Raw genomic sequence first — 20,338 nt, 5'->3', positions numbered from 1 at the left:
ATCCGAATGAATCGCAAGCGCCTCTCAGGGCTGATCATGGCTCTCTTTGCCTCCGTACCCGCGTTCGCCTTCGAACCTTTCGTGGTCAAGGACATCAGGGTGGAGGGTATCCAGCGCACCGAGGCTGGCACCGTATTCAACTACCTGCCGGTCCGCGTCGGCGATACCTTTGACGAAGGCCAGGCGGCGGAGGCCATCCGTGCCCTGTTCGCCACCGGGTTTTTCCGTGATGTCCGTATCGAAACCGAAAACGATGTTCTGGTGGTGCTTCTCGACGAGCGTCCTGCGATCGCCCAGATCGATCTGGTCGGCGTCAAGGAATTCGACAAGGACGTGCTGAAGAAAGGTCTGCGCGAGGTGGGACTTGCGGAGTCGCGCATTTTCGATCGCGCGCTGCTCGATCGCGCCGAGCAGGAACTCAAGCGTCAATACCTGAGCCGCGGCAAGTATGCGGCCGAGATCACGACCACGGTGACGCCACTCGAACGCAATCGCGTCGGCATCAACTTTGCGGTGGACGAGGGTGACGTTGCCAAGATCGCCCAGATCAACATCGTCGGCGCCAAGGTGTTCGAGTCCGATGATCTGGTCGACCTGTTCCAGCTCACCACCCCCGGGTGGCTGACCTGGTACACCAAGAACGACCAGTACTCGCGCCAGAAGTTGTCCGCCGACCTGGAAAACCTGCGCTCGTACTACCTTGACCGCGGCTATCTGGATTTCAATATCGACTCCACCCAGGTTTCGATCACGCCGGACAAGAAAGAGATCTACATCACGGTCAACGTTACCGAGGGTGAGCAGTACACGGTCACCGGGGTGCGTTTCACCGGTGATCTGGTGCTGCCCGAATCCGAGTATCTGGCGCTGAGCACAATCCGGCCGGGCGAGATCTTTTCCCGCGAAAGACTCACCGAAACCACCAAGGCGGTCACCGACCGGCTCGGGAACGAAGGCTATGCGTTTGCCAACGTGAATGCGGCACCGGAAGTCGACAAGGAAAAACGCGAAGTGGCGTTTACCGTATTCGTCGATCCCGGTCGGCGTGTCTATGTGCGCCGGATCAACGTGGGCGGCAATACCAAGACCCGTGACGAGGTCGTGCGCCGCGAGATGCGGCAGATGGAAGGTGCCTGGTACGACGCGGCCGCAATCAACCGTTCGCGCGAGCGCGTCGACAAGCTCGGGTTCTTCGATGAAGTCACGGTGGAAACGCCGGCGGTTCCGGCCACCACCGACCAGGTCGATGTCAATTTCGGGGTCAAGGAGCGTGCGACCGGAAACCTGATGCTCGGTGCCGGTTTCTCGAGTTCCGAGAATATCGTGCTGTCTGCGTCGATTTCGCAGCAGAACCTGTTCGGCAGCGGCAACGCGCTGACGCTGGGGCTCAATACCAGCAAGGCGAGCCGGACCTATGCGCTGTCCTTCACCAATCCATACTACACGCCGGACGGGGTCAGTCTCGGCTGGGATGTCTATCACCGTACCTACGATCCGACCGAGTCCTACTCGATCGCGCGCTACAAGACCGTTTCCACCGGCGGCGGTCTGCGGCTGGGATATCCCATTGGCGAGGATGACAGCATCAGTTTCGGCCTCGGTGTGGACCGTACGCGGATCACGACCTTCGACGAAAGTCCTCAGCAATACAAGGACTTCTGCATCGATTTCGGATGTAGCGACGACACGACAGGGATCGGCGAGGTCAGTGTAAACAGCCTGCTGCTGACCGCCGGCTGGGCGCGTGACAGTCGCGACAGCTTCCTGTACCCGCGCAAAGGGGTCTATCAGCGCGTCTACGGTGAAATGGCGCTGCCGCCGGGCGACCTGAAGTACACCAAGCTGAACTATCAATACCAGCACTGGTTCCCGCTCGGTCGCGAGTATGCCTTGATGCTCAACGGCGACATCGGCTGGGCGAACGGCTACGGTGGCAAGCCGGTGCCGTTCTACAAGAATTTCTACGTGGGTGGTATCGGTTCGGTGCGCGGTTTCGATCAGAGCTCGCTGGGGCCCAAGGACGCCGAGGGCGACGCCACCGGCGGTACGCGCAAGATCGTCGGCAACGCCGAGTTCTTCTTCCCGATGCCGGGTTCGGGCAAGGATCGCTCTTTCCGCATCTCCGCCTTCTTTGATGCCGGCTATGTCTGGGGCGAGGATCCGCTGACCGGCAAGGAGCAGCGTATCACCTTCGGGGACGTGCGCTACAGTACCGGCCTGGCATTTGCGTGGAGTTCGCCGATCGGTCCGCTCAAGTTCAGCCTCGGTTTCCCGCTGAAGAAGGAGAGCGACGACGAGGTGCAGCGCTTCCAGTTCCAGCTCGGCAGCGTGTTCTGATCACGCCAGCGCCCCGTTTATCGTGGAGACACATGTGAAAATCAGTACCCTCTCCGTTATTGCCCTTGCCCTGATCGGGATGGCGCAGACCGCGGCAGCGGAAACCAAGATCGGCTTCGTCAATTCGGATCGTGTGATGCGCGAGGCGGGTCCTGCCGTTCGTGCGCAGCAGCGGCTGGAGAAGGAGTTCGAGAAGCGCGATCAGGAAATGCAGCGCATGGCCAAGGACCTGCAGACCCTGCAGGAAGATCTCGAGCGCAACAGCGTGACCATGGCCGAGCCCGATCGGCGCAACAAGGAGCGTGCGTTCAACGATCTGAACCGCGATTTCCAGCGCAAGCAGCGCGAGTTCCGTGAAGACCTCAACCAGCGCCGCAACGAGGAGCTCGCGTCGGTTCTGGACAAGGCCAACCGCGCCGTCAAGCAGATTGCCGAGGCCGAGAAATACGACATCATCCTGCAGGAGGCGGTGTACGCCAGCCCCCGTATCGACATTACGGACAAGGTGGTGAAGGCCCTGTCCGAAGGCAAGTAGGGAAGCCGCACTGCGATGATGCGTCTCGACGAGCTGGTCGCTCGCCTCGGTGGCGAGCTGGTCGGCGACGGCAATATTGCGGTGCGCCGGGTGGCAACCCTCGATCAGGCGGGTGAGGGTGACCTATCCTTCCTCGCCAATCCGAAATATCTCTCCAGGCTGAAATCGAGCCGCGCCGCGGCGGTGATCGTCGGGCGCGATGCCCGGGATGCGGTCACCGACCGGCCGCGCATCGTCACCGATGATCCGTATCTCTATTTTGCACGCGTTGCGCGCCTGTTCAATCCGCCGCCGGAGATGATCCCGGGGGTCCATCCGCTTGCTGCGGTGTCCTGCCCGATACCGTCCTCGGCCGTCGTCGAGGCGAGCGCGGTGGTCGAGGAGGGCGCCGAGCTCGGCGAGGGCGTGGTGATCGGGGCCGGCTCCTTTGTCGGGCGCGGGGTGCGGATCGGAGCGCGCACGCGGCTGGCCCCGCGGGTGACGATTTACGCGAACTGCATGATCGGTGCGGACGGCATTATCCATGCCGGAGTGGTGATCGGCTCGGACGGTTTCGGCTTCGCCCGCGAGCGCAGCGGCGCGTGGGTGAAGATTCCGCAATCGGGACGGGTCGTCGTCGGTGACGATGTCGAGATCGGTGCGAACACCACCATCGATCGCGGCGCGCTCGACGACACCGTGATCGGCAACGGGGTCAAGCTCGACAACCAGATCCAGATCGGCCACAACGTGCGCATCGGCGAGTACACCGCGATTGCGGGCTGCGTCGGCATCGCCGGCAGCACGCAGATCGGCGCACGGTGCATGATCGGCGGCCAGGCGGGCATCATCGGACATCTGACCATCGCCGACGACGTGGTGGTTTCGGCCGGTACGCTGGTGACCAAGTCAATCCGCAAGCGCGGGGTGTACACGGCGAACCTTCCGGTGCAGGGGCATGCTGACTGGGTCAGGAATTTTGCGCATCTTCGCCACCTCGACGCGTTGGTGGATAGAATACGCGCCCTCGAACAACGCCTGGAAGAACGGGATTCAAGCTGAATATCATGGACATCAACGAAATACTCCAATACCTGCCACACCGTTACCCCTTCTTGCTGGTCGATCGGGTGCTGGAGCTCGAGCCGAACAAGCGCATTCTCGCGCTCAAGAACGTGACCATGAACGAGCCTTTCTTTCCCGGCCACTTTCCGCATCATCCGGTGATGCCGGGGGTGTTGATCGTCGAGGCGATGGCGCAGGCGGCGGCCCTGCTGTCGTTCAAGAGCATGGGGGTCAAGCCGGACGAAAACTCGGTGGTCTACTTCGCCGGCATCGACAACGTACGATTCAAGCGTCCGGTGGTGCCCGGCGACCAGCTGATGTTCGATGTCGAGATTACCCAGAGCAAACGCAATATCTACAAGTACAAAGGGGTTGCCCGGGTCGATGGCCAGATCGCGACCGAGGCCGAACTGATGTGTGCGCTCAAGACCCTGCCATGATTCATCCGACCGCTATTGTTCATCCCGGTGCGAAGATCGGCGCGAATGTTGCGATCGGGGCGTATTCACTGGTCGGCGAACACGTCGAGATCGGTGACGGCACCCGTATCGGACCGCATGTGGTGGTCGAGGGACACACCCGCATCGGGCGCGACAACGAGATTTTCCAGTTCTGTTCGATCGGTGCCCAGCCGCAGGACAAGAAGTACGACGACGAAGCAACCCGGCTCGAGATCGGCGATCGCAACACCATACGCGAGTTCTGCTCGTTCAACGTCGGTACCAGTCAGGATGCCCACGTGACCCGCCTCGGCAGCGACAACTGGATCATGGCCTACGTGCATATTGCCCATGACTGCCAGGTGGGCGATCACACGATTTTCGCCAACAACGCGACCCTGGCTGGCCATGTACATGTCGGTGACTGGGCCATCCTGGGTGGTTTTACCGGGGTGCATCAGTTCGTCCGCGTCGGCGCGCACAGCTTCTGCGGGGTCGGCACCGTGCTGCTGCAGGACCTGCCGCCGTGCGTGACGGTTGCCGGCAACCCCGCGGCACCGCACGGTATCAATAGCGAGGGCCTGCGCCGGCGCGGCTTCTCGGCCGAAGGCATCGGTGCGATCAAGCGCGCCTATCGGATTCTTTATCGCTCCGGGCTCAAGCTGGACGAGGCACGTGCACAGATTGGAGCGCTTGCCGCCGAACACGCCGAGTTGCAGCCCTTCGCCGACTTCATCAGTCAGTCTGGCCGCGGTCTGGTGCGTTGAAACCATGGCAATCAGAATCGCCATGGTGGCCGGAGAAGCCTCCGGCGATTTGCTCGCCAGCCACCTGATCCGGGCCATCCGCCAGAACCTGCCCGATGTCGAGTTCTATGGCATCGGCGGCCCGAAGATGGAAGCCGAGGGCTTCAAGGCACGCTGGCCATCCGAACTGCTGGCGGTGCATGGCTATGTGGACGCGCTCAAGCGTTACCGCCAGTTGTCGGCGATCCGCAAGAAGTTGCTTGCCGACATTCGCCGTGAGCGGCCCGCGGCTTTCATCGGCGTGGATGCACCGGACTTCAATCTCTGGCTCGAGGCGCGGGTGAAGGCGGCCGGTATGCCGTCGATCCACTTCGTCAGCCCTTCGATCTGGGCCTGGCGCGGAGGGCGGATCAAGACCATCGCCCGCTCCGTGAGCCGGATGTTGTGCCTGTTTCCGTTCGAAACCCCGCTCTATGACAAGGCCGGGGTCGCCGCGACCTACGTCGGCCACCCGCTGGCGGACGTGTTTCCGCTCAAGCCGGATCGGGCCGCGGCACGCGAACGCCTGGGGCTCCCGGCCAGTGGCAAGGTGGTTGCACTGCTGCCCGGGAGCCGTCAGTCGGAGGTCCGCAATCTGGCCGACACCTTTATCGGAACCGCCGCGCTCCTTGCCCAGCGGCACCCGGAAACGATTTTCCTGGTCCCGTTGGCAACGCGCGAAACTCGCACCCTGTTCGAAGAGGCCCTGTACCGCAATGTCGCCGACAAACTGCACATCCGCATGCTGTTCGGACATGCGGTCGATGCGATGACGGCAGCCGACGCGGTGTTGGTGGCCAGCGGCACGGCCGCGCTCGAAGCGGCGCTGCTCAAACGCCCGATGGTCATCAGCTACCGGATGGGCAAGTGGCAGTACCGCTTGATGAAACGAATGGCCTATCTGCCGTGGGTGGGGCTGCCGAATATCCTGTGCAATGAAACGGTGGTACCCGAACTGCTGCAGGACGATGCGACGCCGGAGAAACTGGCCAATGCACTCGAGCACTGGTTGCTCGATCCGGTGGGCTGCCGGGCGCTCGAGGAGCGCTTCACCGAACTCCACCTGAGCTTGCGGCAAAACACCGCAGAGAAGGCGGCGGCAGCGATCCTGCCGTATCTGCAGACCGCCGTGGCGTTGACCCCGTGAGCGGGATGGAGATGATGCGGCGAATCTGCGGCGTAGACGAGGCGGGACGCGGTCCGCTGTGCGGCTCGGTGGTCGCGGCCGCGGTCATTCTCGACCCGGCGCGACCGATCGTGGGGCTGGCCGACTCGAAGAAGCTAACCGAGAAGGCCCGCGAACGACTCGCCCCACTGATTCGGGAGCGGGCACTGGCATGGGCGATCGCGGAAGCCTCGGTGGACGAGATCGACCGGCTCAATATCCTGCACGCGACCATGCTGGCGATGAAACGTGCGGTCGAAGCGCTCGATACGGTGCCGCACGAGGTGCTGGTCGACGGTAACCGTTGTCCGCTCCTGAGCCTGCCGGTGCGTGCCATCGTGCAGGGCGACGCGAGCGAGGCGGCCATTTCGGCGGCGTCCATTCTCGCCAAGACCTTTCGGGACGAGCAGATGCGGGTGCTCGATCGGCAGTTCCCGCAATATGGTCTGGCGGCGCACAAGGGCTATCCGACTGCGGCCCACCTCGCTGCGATCCGCAAGCATGGGGTCCGCGATTTCCATCGGCGCAGTTTTGCCCCGGTCCGTCTTGTCCTCGAGAATCCGCCTTTATGGCTGGAGGGAGACCCAGCATGACCCTGCACCATCTGATGCTTTTCCTCCATGTCGCCGGGGTCGTGGTGTGGGTCGGCGGCATGGCGTTCGCATGGCTTTGCCTGCGTCCGGCTGCCATGCAGCTACCGCCGGACCGGCGGCTGACGCTCTGGGCCGGGGTACTGCAGGGCTTCTTTCCGCTGGTGTGGATCTCCATCGTGCTGATCGTGTTGTCGGGAGTGGCCATGTTGATCGAGGTCGGATTCGGCGGGGCGCCCGGCGCCTGGCACGTAATGACCCTGACCGGACTGGTGATGATCGGCGTATTCGTATCGATCTGGTTCGGACCGTGGATGGCGATGCGCAAAGCCGTGGCCGTGGACGACTGGGCCCGTGCGGCGGTCGAGATGAACCGGATCCGCCAGCGGGTCGGCGTCAATCTCGGTCTCGGTCTGATCACCATCGCGGTGGCGACGCTCGGCCTGGGACTGTAAGCCGATGCAGGGCCTCAATACCCTGTCCTCGCGTGACAACCCGCGGATCAAGCATCTTCATGGGCTTGCCAACAACGCCCGCGACCGCCGCAAGCACGGTGAAACCCTGCTCGACGGTGTGCACCTGATACAGGCTGCCCTGCAAGCCGGGCAGGCATTGAAGGGGATTTTCGTATCGGTGTCGGGACTCGGACAGGCAGAGATCATTGCCGTACTCGACCAGGTGTCGGGCCGGGCGGCGGTGACGCAGTTGCCCGATGCACTGTTCGCCCATGTCAGCCCGGTCGACACGCCGTCAGGCATCCTCGCGCTGATGGATGTGCCTGCCGAATCGGCGAAACCGGTCGCCAACGGCTCGCTGGTGATTCTCGACGCGGTGCAGGATCCGGGTAACCTCGGTACGATCCTGCGCACGGCCGCCGCGGCCGGAATCGGCTCGGCGCTGCTGACACCCGGATGTGCCCAGGCGTGGTCACCGCGCGTGTTGCGTTCCGGGATGGGTGCCCATTTCCTGTTGGCGATACGCGAGCAGGTCGACGTCCTTGCGACGCTCGCGGACTATCCGGGCCGCGTGCTCGCCACCGGCCTGACCGACACTGCGCGCTCACTGTACACGCTGGACCTGTCGGGTGCGATCGCATGGCTGTTCGGCGCCGAGGGGCAGGGCGTGTCGCCCGCGCTGCTGGCACGGGCGGACGATATCGTCACCATCCCGATGGCGGCCGGCATCGAATCGCTCAATGTCGGTGCCGCTGCTGCCGTCTGTCTGTTCGAGCAGGTCCGGCAGCGCCGCAATCCGGGTTTTTCTCCGCCTGTCAAGGGCGTGCTTCCTTGACAGCGCTGTGGCAGTGCCACGATCCTGTCGTCCGCAATAGTCGATTCGCTTAAGCGGCAGGCAGGATCGCGAGAGCGCAGTCGAACTGGCAGCACATCCCCCAACATCGAGGAGACAGAACCGATGTCGTTCTTCACCAAGACCCGCAAAGGGCTGGAAGAAATCGATAGCCGCAGTGGCGGCCTTCATCCGCGCGTGCGTCGTTTGCTGATCCTGATCGACGGCCGCCGGTCGACGGACGAACTCGCGACCCTGCTGAACGATCCCCGCTTCGAGGAAACGCTCGCGGTCCTGCGCGACGGGGGCTATGTCGATATCGAACTGGCAGCGGAGCCGGCACCGGCGCCGGCAGCGGTGTTGCCGCCTCCCGCAGGGGTTGCCGGCGCTGCCAGTGGTGGGGCACAGCTCGAAGTCGCGCGCAATTTCATGATGAACACCCTCAAGACCTTCAATGGCCCCTACAGCAAACTGAGCCTGATGCAGCGCATCCATGCCTGCAGCAGTCGCGAGGAATTGCAGGCCCTGTTCGACGACTGGTTGCGCTCGATCAGCGAGACCCGTTCCGGACGTCAGCGCGCGGACGAACTGAGCGCGCGGCTACGCGCGGTGATCTAGTCAGGCGAAGACCGTGAACCGGTCGGGGGCCACTGCCCGACCGAAATGGAAACCCTGCGCAAGGTCGCACCCGGTGGTGGCGAGAATGTCGAGCTGGGTGACCGTTTCCACGCCTTCGGCGACGACCTGCAGGCCGAGGCTGTGAGCGAGGGTCACGATGGCGGCGGCGATCGCGGCATCGCGCGGGTTGCCGTCGATGTCGCGGATGAACAGGCGATCCATTTTCAGTTCGTCGATGGGGAAGTTCTTCAGGTAGCCGAGCGACGAGTAGCCGGTGCCGAAATCGTCGATGGCGATACGCACCCCCAGTGCGCGCAGGTGCTGAAGCAACTGGACGCTGTGCCCGCTGTCGTCCATCAGGATGCCCTCGGTAATTTCCAGGGTCAGGCGTTGTGGCGGCATCCCGGTTTCGGCGAGAACCCGGCTCACCATGGCGGCAAAATTCTGGTCGCGGAACTGCGATACCGAGATGTTCACCATCATCTGCAATGATGGCGACCCGGCCTCGACCCACAGCCGATGCTGGCAACAGGCAGTGCGCAGCACCCATTCACCGATCGGCAGGATGAGGCCGGTTTCTTCCGCGACCGGAATGAACTGCAGCGGAGGGACGAGGCCGAGATCGGGGTGTTGCCAGCGCAGCAGTGCCTCGGCGGCGACCGTTCGACCGTCGGTCACCCGCACCACCGGTTGGTAGTGGAGCACCAGCTCATTTCTGGACAGGGCCTGGTGCAGCGCGCTCTCCATCGACAGGTGGGCCATCGACTGCGCGTTCATCGTCGGCTGATAGAGGTGGAAGCGGTTGCGCCCCTCGTCCTTGGCGCGGTACATGGCCACATCCGCGTGTTTGATCAGGAGGCCGGAGTCGCGGCCGTCGTCCGGATAGAGGCTGACACCAATGCTGGTGGTGACGACCAGTTCATGGCCGCCGACGACGATGGGCTGGCGCAATGAATCGATGATGCGGGTCGCGACGTGAGCTGCATCGTCCGGGGTGTCGAGCTGGCTCAGCACGATCAGGAATTCGTCGCCCCCCATCCGCGCCACGGTGTCGTCCTCGCGCAGACAGGCGCCGAGGCGCCGCGACACCTCCACCAGCAGCTGATCGCCGATCTCATGGCCGAGGGTGTCGTTGATGCGCTTGAAACGATCGAGGTCGACGAACATCACACCGACCCGGACGTTGTGGCGATGGGCGTGGGCGAGGGCCACCCGCAGCCGGTCTTCGAGCAGGCGCCGGTTCGGCAGCCCGGTCAGCGGATCGAAATAGGCGAGATCGCGGATGCGGGCTTCACTTTCCTTGAGCTGGCTGATGTCGCTGAACAGGGCGGCGTAGTTGGTGAGCTTGCCGGCCTGATCGGTGATGGTGGTGATGGTCAGCAGCTCGGGGTAGATTTCGCCGTTCTTGCGCCGGTTCCACACCTCGCCCTGCCATTGCCCGTCCTGTGCCAGTCGTGCCCACATGTCGCGGTAGAAGGCGGCGTCGTGGCGTCCGGAGCCGAGCAGCGCGGGCGTGCGGCCGATCGCCTCCTCGGCGGTGTAGCCGGTCAGGCGGGTGAAAGCCGGATTCACCGAGATGATCCGGTTGTGCTCGTCGGTGATCAGGATGCCGTCGAGCGAACTCTCGATGACCTTCCCGGCCAGATGCAGGTCATGCCGCGAGACGCTCAGTGCCAGGTCGCGTTCCCGCAGTGCGTGCTGCAGATCGCGCACGTAGGCCAGTTCCATGCCGGAAAGGATGTCGCTGAAACTGACCAGATCGGCAAGCGTACCGTCGTCGCGCAGCACACCGATGTGGCGGATGTGATGATCGACCAGCAGGCAGCGCACGCGGTACAGGCTGGTGTGCTCGTTCACGGTCAGCAGTGGGCGGTTGGCAAGCTCGCCCACCGGCCGTTCGCCGGCGCGGGTGGCCACCAGGCGGGCGATGTCGCGCTCGGTGAGAATGCCGTAGTCGCCGTCGCCGTAGTCGATCGCGAGTGCGTCGACCCCGTCCGTGCGCATTCGCCGGGTTGCCTCGGCCAAGGGGGCATGCGCGGCCAGCGGATGCAAACCGCACTTGATCACGGAGTCGAGTTTGCGCAGCTTGAGGTAGTGCTCGACCCCCTGGTTCAGGACGACGTCGGTCTGGGAAACGATTCCATAGTGGCGACCGTCGTCATCCAGGACGATGTAGTGCCGAACATGATCGTCGCGGAAACGTATCGCCAGCTCCCGCAACGCGAGGTGTCGCGACACCGTGCGCACCGGCGTGCTCATGACGCGGCTGATCGGCAGACTGAAGCAGTCGGGGTTGACAAAATCGACGCTCAGCGTGTCGCGCTCGGTCCAGATCCCGACCGCCTGTTCGCCGTCGACGACGAGGATCGAACTGACCCCGGCCTCGGTCATGCGGCGCGCGGTTTCGTGTATCGGGAGTTCCGGCGCACAGGCAAGGATGGGGGTGTGGGCAATGTCGCCCACCGAGACTTCGGTGGTGCCGAGCATGTCCAGTTCAGCGTGTTCGGTGATCCGGGAGGGGGCAATGGGCTGGTGCATAGACATCCGGTTTGGCGCCGACAGGAAAACCCGTGCCGATGGCGGGTGGTCGCCCCTCGTTCGTTGCCGTCAGGCCGGGAACGATAGCAACTTCGCCCGGGCGAGGCCAGCCTTCCGGTATTGTGGAGATCCGCAGGGACCCCGCCGGGCGAGGGCTCAGTCCGGGAGCGTAAGACGGTCGGCAACGCTGGACGGGCTGGCGTCGCGGACGTAGGGCAGCGTTCCCAGCAGCGGAGCGTCGATGCGCTCGCGCAGGGCCCCGACGTTTTCCTGCTGACGCAGCATCGCCGGGTCGATGTGATTGGCGATCCAGCCGGCAAGCCGCAAGCCGCGCGTCCGGATGGCCTCGGTGGTGAGCAGGGCGTGGTTGATGCAGCCTAAGCGCATGCCGACCACAAGGATGACCGGCAGGCCGAGGTCGCGCGCAAGGTCGGCGGTATCGTAGTCCGGCCCCAGCGGCACGCGGAATCCGCCCACCCCTTCCACGAACACGCGGTCGGCGCGTCCGGCCAGATGGTCGAAGGCCGCGCGTATGCGCGCGCCGTCGAGGACGATCCCTTCGTCGGCGGCGGCGATATGCGGCGCGACCGGCGACTTCAGGCAGTAGGGATTCAGGAAGGCGAGCCCCGGGTCGAAACTGCCGGCCGCACGCAGGCGGGCCGCGTCCTCGTTGATCAGTTCGCCGTCCACCCGTTCGGCGCCGGCCGCCACCGGTTTCATGCCGAGTGCGCTGAGGCCCCGGTTTCGCGCGGCGTGAATCAGGGCGCAGGTGGCGAAGGTCTTGCCGATCTCGGTGTCGGTGCCGGCAACGAACCAGGCGCGGGTGGAGGTCATGCCGGTTTCCTCAGGGCGAGCAGTATCAGGTCGTAGGTGGCCGGCAGTAGGCCGTCGGGGCGGCGCGCCGGTTCATAGGCCCGCTGCAGCGTGGCCCACGCCTGCCTGCCGAGCGGTTTGCGGCGGCGGCCATCGCCCACCGTATGGGCGCCGATGGTCTTGATGTCGGCAAGCAGGGTGCGCAGGTCGGGCGCAAGTGCGGCAAGCGCGCTGCGCTCAGCGGCCACCTGCTCGAGTCCGGCGCGGCCGGCGCACCGGGTCCAGTCGTCCGCGGTGGTGAAATCGAGCACATGGACCGCATCGTCTACCGCGGCAAAGGCGGTGCGCAACTCGTGCAGCGTATGCGGGCCGAGGGTGGCGATCCAGGCCAGACCGCCAGGCGCGAGCACCCGTGCCGCCTCGTTCAGGACCACCTGCGGGTCGCACCACTGCATCGCGAGGCTGGACCACAGCAGGTCGATGCTCGCGCTCTGCAGCGGCAGGTGCTCGAGATCGGCGCACAGCGGCCGAACTGCAGCCGGTGACAGCGCACACGCCCGGTTCAGCATCGCCGGCGAAAAATCGAGTGCGATGTGGACGGCGTCTGGGAACAGGCTGCGCAAGGTGTCGAGCGCATGGCCGGTGCCGCAGCCGGCGTCGACCACCCGCCGCACCGGTCCGCGGGCCGGGTTCGCCGCCGCCAGTGCAAACAGGCGGGCGCAGCATTCGCGCTGAACGATCGCCGCGCGGTCGTAGCCGGCAGCGGCACGATCGAAAGCCGATCGCACGGCGCGCTTGTGGGCGGCACGCTCAGTCATCGGCCCGGCTCCGGATCAGGCGGGTGCAGGCGTCGGCGTGCGACAGCAAAGGCACGTGGCCGCAGTCGTCGAGTACGGTCAGCTCGGCGTCCGCGAGTGCACCGGCCAGCCAGCGGGCAGCCGCGACCGGCATCAGCGCGTCGCCTGCGCCGTGCACCAGTGCGACCGGCTGGGTGACGGTGGCGATCTGCGAACGCAGGTCGCTGTCGGCAAGAATGCGGAGCCCGTCCGCGAGGGCCGCGATGGCGGCGGCGCCGGGATGGGGCTGGCGCGCCGCATCGAGCGTCGGCAGCAGACCGCGACGCGCGCGGTCGCCGAGGGTCTGCAGCGCTAAAAACCGACGCAGGGTCGCTTCCGGCGCAGCGGCATAGCCCGACAGGAAGGCGGCGACGGTGTCCGCGGGCAGGCCGTGTGCCCAGTCGGCAGCAGTGACGAATTTCGGGGTGGCGGCGATCAGGACCAGGCTCGATACCTTGTGCGGATGGCGGGCGGCGAGATCGAGCGCGAGCATCGCCCCGAGCGACCAGCCCACCACCGTGCTGCGTTCGGGAATCGCGTCCGCCATGGCGTCGGTCCACGCGGCCAGGGTGGTATCGCGCGCGGCAGGCGCGCCGTGGTGACCGGGCAGCGCAGGTGCGAGCACGGTACAGTCATGTTCCAGTGCGCTTCGCAACGGTTGCCAGACGGCGGGTGTCATCGCCCAGCCATGGAGCAGCACGACCGGACTCACAGGGTGGCTTCCAGCCGGTTCAGGGTCGCGCTGAGGCGATCCACGTCGGGCCCGGTATGGGCCGCAGTCAGCGAAATGCGCAGCCGTGCCGTACCCACCGGCACCGTCGGCGGGCGGATCGCCGGCACCCACAGCCCCTCGTTCCACAGTGCACGGGCAAGCGCGAGGGTTTCCGCATTGTCACCGACCTGCACCGGCTGGATCGCGGTGCGCGACGGCAGCAGGATCCAGCGCCGCAAGTCCAGGCCGGTGCGCAGGCGGTCGATCAGCTGCGCGAGCCGGCTTCGTCGCTCGTCCCCCTGTTCGATCAACTCGAGGCTGGTCAGCAGGGCCTGCGCAAGTGCGGGGGGCGCGCCGGTGGTGAAGATGTAGGTGCGGGCCTTCTGCATCAACCATTCGATCACGTCGGCGTGGCCGGCGGCGAAGGCGCCCGACACCCCGGCGGCCTTGCCCAGCGTGCCGATCTGGATCAGGCGCCAGGACGCGATCCCGGCTTCGGACGCGGTACCGCGTCCCTGCGGGCCGAGGACGCCGAAGCCGTGGGCGTCGTCGATCAGCAACCAGGCGTCGAACCGTTCGGCCAGGGCGAGCAGGTCGGCCAGCGGCGCGACGTCGCCATCCATGCTGAACACCGCATCGCTGACGATCAGCTTGCGCGGGGCCGTGCTCGCCGACAGCATGCGCTCGAGCGCGCCGAGGTCGAGGTGCGGATAGCGCTGCATGGTGGCGCGCGACAGCAACATGCCGTCGACCAGCGACGCATGATTGAGACGATCGGCGAACACCGCGTCGCCACGGCCGACGAGGGCCGGAATCACGCCGCTGTTGGCCATGTAGCCGGTGGCGAAGTAGAGCGCGCGTTCGCAGCCGACGAAGGCGGCGAGGCGCGCCTCGAGCTGCTGCTGCACCTCGTAGTGGCCACTCACCAGGTGCGAGGCGCCGGCGCCGGTGCCCCAGCGTGCCGCGCCTTCGGCCAGCGCGCTGGCGAGGGCCGGTTCGCTGGCGAGCCCGAGGTAGTCGTTGCTGCAGAAGGCGAGCAGGTCGCGGCCGTCGATGCGCGCATGCGGCGCGCACGGCAGGGCGTTGTTGCGCCGGCTGCGGCGCAGAAAGGCGGTGTCGAGCACCTTCAGTTCGGCGCGCAGGGAGTCGAGCTGGTTCATGGCGTCAGGCCAGTGCGGCGTCGAGTGCCGCGGCAGCGCCATCGAGCAGGTGCCGCATCTGGGGCGCATCGACGACATAGGGCGGCATGAAGTACACCGTGTTGCCGATCGGACGCAGCAGCACGCCATGATCGAGTCCGGCCGCGAAGAAGCGGCGAGCAAAGTCGGGGTGGGCATCCTTGACGTCGAACGCGAGGATCATGCCGCGCTGACGCAGGTGTTCGACTTCGGCGCGGGAGCCGAAGCGCTCCGCAGCGAGGCCACCGAGCACCCGCGCACGCTCGCGGTTGGCGGCGATCACGTCGTCCTCGGCAAAGATGTCGAGGGTGGCCAGTGCCGCCCGGCAGGCAAGCGGATTCCCGGTATAGGAGTGCGAGTGGAGGAAGCCGCGCGCGCTGGCGTCGTCGTAGAAGCTGGCATAGACGTCATCGGTGCTCAATACCAGCGACAGCGGCAGATAGCCGCCCGAAATGCCTTTCGACAGGCACAGGAAATCCGGCCAGCCTGCACCGGGCTCGGCTGCCGGCCCGGCCACTTGCTCCCAGGCGAAGAAGCTGCCGGTGCGCCCGCAGCCGACCGCGATTTCGTCGGCGATCAGGTGGATCTCGTAGCGGTCGCACAGGGCGCGCGCGAGGCGCAGGTATTCGGGGTCGTACATCACCATGCCGGCCGCGCCCTGGACCAGCGGTTCGACGATCAGCGCCGCGGTCTCGCCGTGGTGTGCGGCAAGGTGGGCTTCGAGTACGGCCGCCGCCTGGCGGGCGACGTCGACCGCCGATTCGCCGGGCTTTGCCAGCCGCGCATCCGGCGTCGGCACGGTGGAACCGGTGCGCACCAGTGGCGCATAGGCGTCGCGGAAGATCGCCACATCGGTGACCGCGAGCGCCCCCACGGTCTCGCCGTGGTAGCTGCCGGCGAGGCTGATGAAGCGGTTCTTGTGCGGACAACCGCGGTTGCGCCAGCTGTGGGCGCTCATCTTGAGCGCGATTTCGGTCGCCGACGCGCCGTCCGACGCGTAGAACGCGTGCCCGAGGCGGTGACCGGTGAGCGCCGCCAACCGTTCGGAAAGCTCGACCACCGGAGCATGGGTGAAGCCCGCGAGCATCACGTGCTCGAGCTGTTCGAGCTGGTCGCGCAACGCGGCATTGATGCGCGGATTGCAATGCCCGAACAGGTTCACCCACCACGAGCTGATGCCATCGAGCAGCTTGCGGCCGTCGGCGTCGTACAGCCACGGGCCCTCGCCGCGCACCACCGGGACGAGGGGCAGCGTTTCATGGTGCTTCATCTGGGTACAGGGGTGCCAGACGGCAGCCAGCGAGCGCTGGAGGAGGAGGGGGGCTGTGGACATCGGAACTCTGCAGATAGCGAAACCGGTCAATGGTGCGGAATCGGGGAGTGCGTGTCAAACCGCCCGAGTTTGCTAACATCGGGAAAACTGATCAACCCGGGCCGTTCCATGATTCTAGTCATCTCTCCCGCCAAGGCGCTCGATTTCGAGACCCCGCCGACGATTCCGACCCATAGCCAGCCGGACTTTCTCGACCAGTCCGCCGAACTCATCGAAATTCTGCGCCAGCGTACGCCCGCTGAGGTTTCGGCGCTGATGAACTTGTCGGACCAGCTTGCCGCGCTCAATGTCGCCCGCTACGCGAGCTGGTCGCGCCCCTTTTCACCCGATAACGCCAAGCAGGCGGTGCTCGCCTTCAATGGCGATGTATACGATGGACTGAACGCGAAGACCCTGTCGCCGGCCGAACTCGACTGGGCGCAGGCACATCTGCGCATCCTGTCCGGGCTCTACGGGGTATTGCGCCCGCTGGATCTGATGCAGCCCTACCGGCTGGAGATGGGAACCCGGCTCGCCAATGCGCGCGGCAAGGATCTTTACGCCTTCTGGGGCGAGCGCATCACGGCCGAGCTCAACGGCCTGCTGGCGCGCGAGGAGGCATCCGGGCGCGAGCCGGTGCTGCTCAATCTCGCCTCCGAAGAGTATTTCAAGTCGGTGATGCGCAAGCAGTTGCACGGCCGGCTGGTCACGCCGGTGTTCGAGGACTGGAAGAACGGGCGTTACAAGATCATCAGCTTCTACGCCAAGCGTGCCCGTGGCCTGATGAGCCGGTACGTGATCGTCAATCGCGTGGAGGAGGTGGACGCCTTGCGCGGTTTCGACAGCGATGGCTACCTATTTGCCGCCGACGCATCCGACGGCGATACGATGGTGTTCCGCCGCCGCCTGGACTGACGCCGCGACCATGCCGGGCGGCCGAACGGCATCGTTGCCCCCCGGTTGCCGACGAACAAATCTGCTGGAGCCAACATGAAGATCAGTTCGGGATTCGATTCGGGTTCGATCGAGGTCGTGCGCATCGACGATGCCCACGACATCCGCCTGCGCCTGCGTGCGGACAATGCGGCGGCGTTCTGCCAGTGGTTTCATTTCCGCCTTCACGATGCCGCCGGCACACCCGTGCGCATGGTGTTCGAGAACGCCGCGCAGGCAGCCTATCCCGACGGCTGGACGGACTACCGCTGCGTCGCCTCCTACGACCGGCGCAACTGGTTCCGGATCTCGGGTACCCGCTACGATAACGGCGAGCTGATCGTCGAGCATGTGCCCGAACGGGACCTTGTCTATTACGCCTACTTCGAACCCTATTCCCACGAGCGTCACCTCGACCTGATCAGTTGGGCGGAGATGTCGCCCTTCGCCCAGGTTCGCAGCCTGGGCACTACGGTCGAGGGGCGGGATCTCGACATGGTGGTGGTGGGGCGCCCATCGCCGACGCGGCAACCGGTCTGGATCATTGCCCGCCAGCATCCGGGCGAGACGATGGCGGAATGGTTCGTCGAGGGCATGCTCAAGCGTCTGCTCGACGGCGCCGATCCGGTGGCGCGCAGGGTGCGCGAACATGCGGTGCTCTACATCGTGCCCAACATGAATCCGGACGGCGGGGTACGGGGCAACCTGCGCACCAATGCGGCCGGACGCAATCTCAACCGCGAATGGCTGTCGCCCGACCCGGTTGCCAGCCCGGAGGTGTTTCTCGTGCGCGCCGCGATGGAGCAGACCGGCTGCCGGCTGTTCCTCGATATCCACGGTGACGAATCGTTGCCCTACGTGTTCTTCTCCACCGCCGAGGAAGTGCCCGGTTTCAGCGCGGACACGGCTCAGCAGCAGGCTCGCTTCGTCGACTGTCTGCAGGGGGTGAGCCCCGATTTCCAGACCGAGCAGGGCTATGTCGCCGGCCGTTTCGGCGAGGAGTTGCTGTCACTCGCGAGCAAATGGGTGGCGCACCGCTTCGGCTGCGTGTCGCTGACCCTGGAGATGCCGTTCAAGGACAATGCCAACCTGCCCGACGGCCAGACCGGCTGGAATGGTGCGCGCAGCGAACGCCTCGGCGCGGCAATGCTGAACCCGATCCTCCGGCATGTTGCCGGCACCTGAGTCCGGCGTCCCGAGTCCGGCCGATCGGGTTCACGAGAACAAGGTCAGGATGCCATCCAGGCCGACGTGGTCGAGACTGCAGTCGGCCTCGGCGCGCAGCACCGGTTTGGCGCGGTAGGCAACGCCGAAGCCGGCGGCCCGGAACATCGGGATGTCGTTGGCGCCATCGCCGGCACAGATCACCTGCTCCGGACGCAGGCCGAGGGCATCCCGGGCCTGTCGCAGGTGATCGGCCTTCGCCTCGCCGTCGACGATGGCGCCGGTCACGCGCCCGGTCAGGTGCCCGTCCACGATCTCGAGTTCGTTCGCCCACGCCTGATCGAAACCGAGGCGTGCCTTCAGCCGCTGGGTGAAATAGGTGAAGCCGCCGGACACCAGCACGGTACGGATCCCCGCCTGCTTCAGGCCGCGCATCAGTCGTTCGGCGCCGGGGTTCAGCGCCAGGCGCTGTTCATAGACCTCGGCCAGGGCCTGTTCCGGCAGGCCCTCGAGCAGCGCCACCCGGCGGGTGAGCGACTCGCGAAAATCGATCTCGCCGCGCATCGCCGCTTCGGTAATCGCCGCGACTTCGGTCTTGAGGCCTTGCATGTCGGCGATCTCGTCGATGCACTCGATGTTGATCAGGGTCGAGTCCATGTCGGTCACGAACAGCCCGAAGTCGGCCAGTCGGCGACCGTCGGCAATCCATGCCCAGTCGAGATCGGCCTGGGCGCAGTGGGTCGGAACGCCGGGGTGGTGCTGGGCCCCCCGCAGCCGGAACGCCTGCGGGGTGATCTGCTCGATCGACTGCGCACCGGTGAGCTTCGCAAGCGTCTTCAGGGCGACGGTGTCGACGTCGATACCCTGCACGACCAGACTCATACGGCGCGTTCCCGGCCAGCGAGCGCTTCACGCAACACGGCATCCGCACCCTTGATCATGTCGAGGGTGGTCTCCCAGCCCACGCAGGCGTCGGTGACCGAACAGCCATACTTAAGCTGGGTGAGATCGACCGGGATCGGCTGGTTGCCGGCGACCAGATTGCTTTCGATCATCAGCCCGATCACCGAGCGGTTGCCCTCGCGGATCTGATGAATCACGTCCTTCATCACCAGCGGTTGCAGCTCCGGCTTCTTCCACGAATTCGCGTGCGAACAGTCGACCACGATGTTGACCGGCAGCTTGGCCTTGACCAGCGCCTGTTCGGCGAGCGAGATCGACACCGTGTCGTAGTTCGGGCGTCCGCCGCCGCCACGCAGCACCGCGTGGCCGTACTTGTTGCCGCGCGTGCGCAGCACCGCCGACTGGCCCTTGCCGTTGACGCCGAGGAAGCTGTGCGGGCTCGCCGCGGAGATGATGGCGTTGATCGCCACGTCCATGTCGCCGTCGGTGGCGTTCTTGAACCCGACCGGGGTCGACAGGCCGGACGCCATCTCGCGGTGGGTCTGCGACTCCGAGGTGCGGGCGCCGATCGCGGTCCACGAGATCAGGTCGCCATAGTATTGCGGCGCGATCGGGTCGAGCGCCTCGGTGGCGATCGGCAGGCCGGTTTCGGCGACATCGAGCAGGAAGCGGCGGGCCTTCTCCATGCCCTCGTCGATGCGGAAGGAGTCGTTCATGTAGGGGTCGTTGATGTAACCCTTCCAGCCGGTGGCGGTGCGCGGCTTCTCGAAGTACACCCGCATCACCAGCACCATGGTGTCGGCGACTTCGTCGGCCAGTTCGCGCAGGCGCCAGGCGTAGTCCATGCCGGCCACCGGATCGTGGATCGAGCATGGACCGACGACCACGAACAGACGCTTGTCCTTGCGGTCGAGAATGTCCATCAGCGCCCGGCGTCCGGCCAGGACCGAGGCGGCAGCCTTGTCGGTGAGCGGCACGCGGGCCTTGATCTCTTCCGGCGACGGCATGTGATCGACGGCGAGGATGTTGAGATTTTCCGTTTGGGCGACTGGCATCTGGGCGCTCCGCAATGCACCATGAAAGCGCGGAATTGTAACCCGAAGGCTCGCCGCGTCAGTCGGATTGCCGTTTTATTTGACCTGGGCGAG

Annotated in this window: 20 protein-coding genes; 12 read left to right on the top strand and 8 right to left on the bottom strand. The window is 65.6% G+C overall.

From position 1 onward, the window contains the following. The first annotated feature begins 6 nt into the window (after positions 1 to 6). From bamA to AC3A35_RS23730, 10 genes are all read left to right on the top strand, one after another. The gene (gene bamA / locus AC3A35_RS23775; protein WP_487438998.1) at positions 7 to 2,337 is read left to right on the top strand and encodes an outer membrane protein assembly factor BamA; all 2,331 of its coding nucleotides are present in this window, start codon (positions 7 to 9) and stop codon (positions 2,335 to 2,337) included. A gap of 34 nt (positions 2,338 to 2,371) precedes the next feature. After that, positions 2,372 to 2,872 carry an OmpH/Skp family outer membrane protein gene (locus AC3A35_RS23770; RefSeq protein ID WP_487438997.1) on the top strand — a complete coding sequence of 167 codons (501 nt, stop codon included), beginning with the start codon at positions 2,372 to 2,374 and terminating at the stop codon, positions 2,870 to 2,872. Between the two features lie 15 nt (positions 2,873 to 2,887). After that, positions 2,888 to 3,913 carry a UDP-3-O-(3-hydroxymyristoyl)glucosamine N-acyltransferase gene (gene lpxD / locus AC3A35_RS23765; protein WP_487438995.1) on the top strand — a complete coding sequence of 342 codons (1,026 nt, stop codon included), beginning with the start codon at positions 2,888 to 2,890 and terminating at the stop codon, positions 3,911 to 3,913. A gap of 5 nt (positions 3,914 to 3,918) precedes the next feature. Beyond that, positions 3,919 to 4,356, top strand: a complete 438-nt coding sequence (fabZ, locus tag AC3A35_RS23760; RefSeq protein WP_487438993.1) for a 3-hydroxyacyl-ACP dehydratase FabZ — start codon at positions 3,919 to 3,921, stop codon at positions 4,354 to 4,356. Next, entirely contained in the window at positions 4,353 to 5,123 is a 771-nt protein-coding gene (lpxA, locus tag AC3A35_RS23755; protein ID WP_487438992.1) for an acyl-ACP--UDP-N-acetylglucosamine O-acyltransferase, read from the top strand. The genes fabZ and lpxA overlap by 4 nt, the downstream gene beginning before the upstream one ends. Positions 5,124 to 5,127: 4 nt before the next feature. Then, positions 5,128 to 6,288: a lipid-A-disaccharide synthase gene (gene lpxB, locus AC3A35_RS23750; protein WP_487438991.1), complete on the top strand. Its 1,161-nt coding sequence runs from the start codon at positions 5,128 to 5,130 to the stop codon at positions 6,286 to 6,288. Between the two features lie 5 nt (positions 6,289 to 6,293). Beyond that, a complete protein-coding gene (gene rnhB, locus AC3A35_RS23745) occupies positions 6,294 to 6,899 on the top strand; it encodes a ribonuclease HII (RefSeq protein WP_487439070.1) in 606 nt (201 codons plus the stop codon). Further along, positions 6,896 to 7,351, top strand: coding sequence for a CopD family protein (locus AC3A35_RS23740; protein WP_487438990.1), 456 nt, complete (start codon positions 6,896 to 6,898; stop codon positions 7,349 to 7,351). The genes rnhB and AC3A35_RS23740 overlap by 4 nt, the downstream gene beginning before the upstream one ends. A gap of 4 nt (positions 7,352 to 7,355) precedes the next feature. Continuing rightward, on the top strand, positions 7,356 to 8,186 hold the full coding sequence (locus AC3A35_RS23735; RefSeq protein ID WP_487438988.1) for a TrmH family RNA methyltransferase: 831 nt from the start codon (positions 7,356 to 7,358) through the stop codon (positions 8,184 to 8,186). A 123-nt stretch (positions 8,187 to 8,309) separates the two neighbouring features. Next, positions 8,310 to 8,801, top strand: a complete 492-nt coding sequence (locus tag AC3A35_RS23730) for a hypothetical protein (protein WP_487438987.1) — start codon at positions 8,310 to 8,312, stop codon at positions 8,799 to 8,801. Here the strand turns inward: AC3A35_RS23730 and AC3A35_RS23725 are convergent, their stop codons facing one another. The 6 genes from AC3A35_RS23725 to bioA form a co-directional block, all read right to left on the bottom strand. Next, positions 8,802 to 11,345 (bottom strand): EAL domain-containing protein, encoded by a 2,544-nt coding sequence (locus AC3A35_RS23725; protein WP_487438986.1) that lies wholly within the window; start codon positions 11,343 to 11,345, stop codon positions 8,802 to 8,804. Between the two features lie 150 nt (positions 11,346 to 11,495). Further along, on the bottom strand, positions 11,496 to 12,173 hold the full coding sequence (bioD, locus tag AC3A35_RS23720) for a dethiobiotin synthase (RefSeq protein ID WP_487438984.1): 678 nt from the start codon (positions 12,171 to 12,173) through the stop codon (positions 11,496 to 11,498). After that, positions 12,170 to 12,970: a malonyl-ACP O-methyltransferase BioC gene (gene bioC / locus AC3A35_RS23715; protein WP_487438983.1), complete on the bottom strand. Its 801-nt coding sequence runs from the start codon at positions 12,968 to 12,970 to the stop codon at positions 12,170 to 12,172. The genes bioD and bioC overlap by 4 nt, the downstream gene beginning before the upstream one ends. Continuing rightward, the gene (locus AC3A35_RS23710; protein ID WP_487438982.1) at positions 12,963 to 13,700 is read right to left on the bottom strand and encodes an alpha/beta fold hydrolase; all 738 of its coding nucleotides are present in this window, start codon (positions 13,698 to 13,700) and stop codon (positions 12,963 to 12,965) included. Before AC3A35_RS23710 ends, bioC begins: the two co-directional genes overlap by 8 nt. After that, positions 13,697 to 14,860: an 8-amino-7-oxononanoate synthase gene (gene bioF, locus AC3A35_RS23705; protein ID WP_487438980.1), complete on the bottom strand. Its 1,164-nt coding sequence runs from the start codon at positions 14,858 to 14,860 to the stop codon at positions 13,697 to 13,699. Before bioF ends, AC3A35_RS23710 begins: the two co-directional genes overlap by 4 nt. A 4-nt stretch (positions 14,861 to 14,864) precedes the next feature. After that, on the bottom strand, positions 14,865 to 16,211 hold the full coding sequence (gene bioA, locus AC3A35_RS23700; RefSeq protein WP_487438978.1) for an adenosylmethionine--8-amino-7-oxononanoate transaminase: 1,347 nt from the start codon (positions 16,209 to 16,211) through the stop codon (positions 14,865 to 14,867). A gap of 108 nt (positions 16,212 to 16,319) precedes the next feature. Between bioA and yaaA the strand changes: the two genes are divergently transcribed. Both yaaA and AC3A35_RS23690 read left to right on the top strand, forming a co-directional pair. Then, a complete protein-coding gene (gene yaaA / locus AC3A35_RS23695) occupies positions 16,320 to 17,105 on the top strand; it encodes a peroxide stress protein YaaA (protein ID WP_487438976.1) in 786 nt (261 codons plus the stop codon). A 75-nt stretch (positions 17,106 to 17,180) separates the two neighbouring features. Then, positions 17,181 to 18,308, top strand: a complete 1,128-nt coding sequence (locus AC3A35_RS23690) for a M14 family metallopeptidase (RefSeq protein ID WP_487438975.1) — start codon at positions 17,181 to 17,183, stop codon at positions 18,306 to 18,308. Positions 18,309 to 18,338: 30 nt separating this feature from the next. Here AC3A35_RS23690 and serB read toward each other — a convergent pair whose 3' ends face one another. Both serB and AC3A35_RS23680 read right to left on the bottom strand, forming a co-directional pair. Next, complete coding sequence (gene serB / locus AC3A35_RS23685) at positions 18,339 to 19,169, bottom strand: phosphoserine phosphatase SerB (protein WP_487438973.1); 831 nt, start codon at positions 19,167 to 19,169, stop codon at positions 18,339 to 18,341. Beyond that, positions 19,166 to 20,245, bottom strand: coding sequence for a 3-deoxy-7-phosphoheptulonate synthase (locus tag AC3A35_RS23680; RefSeq protein WP_487438972.1), 1,080 nt, complete (start codon positions 20,243 to 20,245; stop codon positions 19,166 to 19,168). The genes serB and AC3A35_RS23680 overlap by 4 nt, the downstream gene beginning before the upstream one ends. Positions 20,246 to 20,338 lie beyond the last annotated feature (93 nt).

The sequence above is a fragment of the Azoarcus sp. Soil_N_20 genome (assembly GCF_057656155.1).
Note: the sequence above shows the minus strand (reverse complement) of the source record. Positions and strands in the feature narration are given on the sequence as shown.